This window comes from Pseudomonadota bacterium (assembly GCA_039714795.1).
In the GTDB taxonomy this organism is placed as follows: domain Bacteria; phylum Pseudomonadota; class Alphaproteobacteria; order JAGOMX01; family JAGOMX01; genus JBDLIP01.
In genome coordinates this window covers 1-3,196 of sequence record JBDLIP010000159.1, presented here as the reverse complement: position 1 = coordinate 3,196, position 3,196 = coordinate 1, and the positions used below count along the sequence as shown (strand labels likewise).

The following is a 3,196-nucleotide window of genomic DNA, read 5'->3' as shown; positions in this document are numbered from 1 at the left end:
TAAATTAAATTGAGCATCTGCATCACCTTGGTTTGCTTTTGGCTGATATAACTGAAAAGATGTTATTCCTTCATAATTTATAGCTAATACTTTCTGGGGCAAACAAAAAGAAATAAATCCTAACATAAAGAATATCAATAATAATTTAGATACAAGTTTCATAATAACTCCCATCCGAAGAAATTTTGTCTGGTCTAACCTCTTAAATAATTACTAAACCAGAAATTGAAACTTATTATTTCTTGCCAACATCTACAGTTTTGGCAGGCTTAACCCTAGCTCAACATATCCACCGTACATCTTGATACTCCATTACATAGCTCACTCAGATTCAAAATTCTTTCCGAGGCGATGGAAAGTGGGAATATCAAGAACATCTTCAGAAAGTTGAGCTGATTTTATCAGAGCCTTTCTCTCTTCAAGGGTTTTGCCAAATACATCCAGGTGAACTTGGTCAATTTGTTTCTGGAGTTCCTCAATATCAACCAAACCTATCAGAATACCGGCATGCATGAAACCGTCAACAAAACCTTTTTTCTCTTTATTTTGGCTGCCTTTCTTTCTTTGGACTTTATAAAGGTCTTCAAGAATAACTTGGAAATTATCAAGGATTTTTTCCTTATCTTTCCTGATAGCATATCTAAAATTTGAGCAATTGTTTCCTTTTTAATAGTTCTCTCTTCAGAGATTTTGTTTCCTTTTTAATAGTTTGATCTTCAGAGATTTTGTTTGTATTTTCGATACTTAAAAGTTGGATTATACTCTTTTGGTCTCCACCTGTGGACTTCTTGAAACCTTGTTGAAAATGTTCTTTTTTCACAACCCCAACGCCTTTTGCAAAGTAAGCTTTAGAATTATACACTAAGCCGTCTGCTGGATTAGAGTAAACACAAGTAACTTCCACACAATCGTTAAAGGTACCAGCCGGCACAGCGATAGAAGCAGTTATTTTTTTAATTTTGCAAGTCACCTCAACTGGCATATTATTGTTGTCTTTTATGTAAGTGAGTTTGGTCTTCCATGGCGATTGGTTTTCTACTGGCAATTGCAGGAAAAGTTGTGGTGATTTAAATGAGCGGATGTCTGTCTCGCCGGGGACTTTATACCCAACCCAAGCATATTCTTTGTTATTCTTTTCAAAATAATATTTTTTCCCTTTGTCGCTAATCTGCGTGGTCCAATAACGATTTCCCACTAGTAAGCCATCTATTGATGTACGAGTATATACTCTGGTTATTTTCTTGCCAGAAGATAAGATTATGTCCCATTGAAATTTTCGAATAAAGCCCTTTTTGTGGGGATAATATTCATTTGCCTCCATTTTTTCGAGAATTTCAGTATCTTTAGCTTCGGGTACTGCTTTAATTTCAGATTCTTTTAATATTTCATAATTTTTTATTGGCTCGATTAGAAAGTCTCCACAGTGCCAATTTTTACAAAAATAAACGTCTTTAAATTGTAAATGAGGGAGAGAGGTTTTCCCCCCCAAACGATTCTTGATGTGTTCTTTTCCTAATACCTTTCCTGCAATTACAGTTGCCGTTTTTTGCGTAAACATGCCTTTTGGTATATCTGAAATAATAATTTCGTTGTTGAAATTAGCACGTGTTGCAGTCAGCATTTCTGTAAATTCAACTTTTACCCCTATAATTTTCCCCTCATAAACAAAAGGATTTGCAGCAAGAGGTCCTAAATCAAGCCAAGATTCAATTTTATTTTTACTAATGAAATCAGCACTATTTTTATAGGCTAATTCCTCCTTGAGTTGTTTTGCAAGACGCTGTTCTTCCAACTTTCTTTTTTGTGCCTCCTCGGCGGCCTCGGCGGCCTGCTTGTCTTTAAGTTCTTTTGGAAAATTCGTAATAATCAATTCATTGTGTTTGATATGGTATTGACCTTTGACCGTATCTGAAGGATATTCTAGGATTTGAGCCAGATAACGAGGGAAGCCATCTTCTAAATTCGTAAAGGTCGCTGGATCACGTGGTCGTAACCTGATCAATACAAGACTTGAAGCTTGACATTGGTTTTTGGCAAATTCAATCGCCATATTAACTAACTTTGTTGCAGTTCTTTCATCGCTTAAGTCTATTTTGGGTGACACAGCTCCATTAACGATAATGTCACCCATCATGTACCTTCCGCACAAGAATTTATAATTTGAAGTAGGCAATTCTGTCTGGTTAGCTTGCGTTTCTGCAGGGATAGACGTAAGAATAATGAGAACGAATATTGAAATTGTTATAGATAATATTTTCATAATACCCCTTTACAAAGACTCTGGTTAAATCATAAAAAAATGGTTTGGCTTTTTCTTGAAGGAAGAAAAAACAAACAACCAATATTTAGATGCAATATTAAAGCCGCTATTCAGATCAAACATCGATTCGTAATGATTACAGATTGTTGCTAATAACAGGCACTTATTTAATAATTAAGTTGAGGACGAGAACTTGGGGATATAGTCAAATGTGGTTAGGGGATATGACCCAATAATGATGTGATTAACAGAGTAAATCAAAACTGCATGTGGAAGACAAGGAGAACTCCTTGGCCTGAAGTGGTCAGATATTGATTGGGAGACCAATCAGGTACACTTTCATCGAACTTTCAACAATAATGCTTGGTATAAACCAAAAACGAAATCCTCTGGCAGGAGAGTTGATTTGGGGCCGACAATGATAACAGAACTTAAAAAGTGGAAGTTGGCATGCTTACCAAATGAATTGAACTTAGTATTTCCTAATAACGCAGGGAACCCTATACATGATAGCAGTATGCTCCGGCGACACTTCTTCCCGGCTTTAAAGAATGCTGGAGTTGGACGTATCAGGTTTCACGATATGCGCCATACATATGCAAGTCTTTTGCTAGACCAAGGTGAGAACATTAAATACATCCAGAGCCAGCTTGGTCATTCCTCTCCATCTGTTACTCTAGATGTATATGCTCATTTGCTAAAACCATCTAATCCAAAAGCTGCTTCGAGGTTAGAAAACTCCATTTTTTCAGAGACTGGTAGCAAAATGGTAGCAGAGGGCACTTCAAAGTAAACAAGGGGTCAACCCAATATGAGCTAACCCCTTGATATTATACATGGTGCCGAAGGCCGGACTCGAACCGGCACGAGCGTGGCTCACTACCCCCTCAAGATAGCGTGTCTACCAGTTCCACCACTTCGGCAATTTTGAAATTC

General features: G+C 37.0%; 3 protein-coding genes and 1 tRNA gene. 1 reads left to right on the top strand and 3 read right to left on the bottom strand.

From position 1 onward, the window contains the following. Positions 1–321: 321 nt before the first annotated feature. Positions 322–513 (bottom strand): hypothetical protein, encoded by a 192-nt coding sequence (locus ABFQ95_08210; protein ID MEN8237499.1) that lies wholly within the window; start codon positions 511–513, stop codon positions 322–324. A gap of 127 nt (positions 514–640) precedes the next feature. Then, on the bottom strand, positions 641–2,260 hold the full coding sequence (locus ABFQ95_08205) for a hypothetical protein (GenBank protein ID MEN8237498.1): 1,620 nt from the start codon (positions 2,258–2,260) through the stop codon (positions 641–643). Between the two features lie 256 nt (positions 2,261–2,516). Between ABFQ95_08205 and ABFQ95_08200 the strand changes: the two genes are divergently transcribed. Then, positions 2,517–3,053, top strand: coding sequence for a site-specific integrase (locus ABFQ95_08200; GenBank protein ID MEN8237497.1), 537 nt, complete (start codon positions 2,517–2,519; stop codon positions 3,051–3,053). Between the two features lie 44 nt (positions 3,054–3,097). Here the strand turns inward: ABFQ95_08200 and ABFQ95_08195 are convergent. Next, positions 3,098–3,183, bottom strand: a tRNA-Leu gene (locus ABFQ95_08195). Positions 3,184–3,196: the final 13 nt, after the last annotated feature.

Excerpts from the sequence above, each read along its gene's own strand:
- ABFQ95_08205 (MEN8237498.1), bottom strand. The coding sequence starts at position 2,260 with ATGAAAATATTATCTATAACAATTTCAATATTCGTTCTCATTATTCTT.
- ABFQ95_08210 (MEN8237499.1), bottom strand. The coding sequence starts at position 513 with ATGCATGCCGGTATTCTGATAGGTTTGGTTGATATTGAGGAACTCCAG.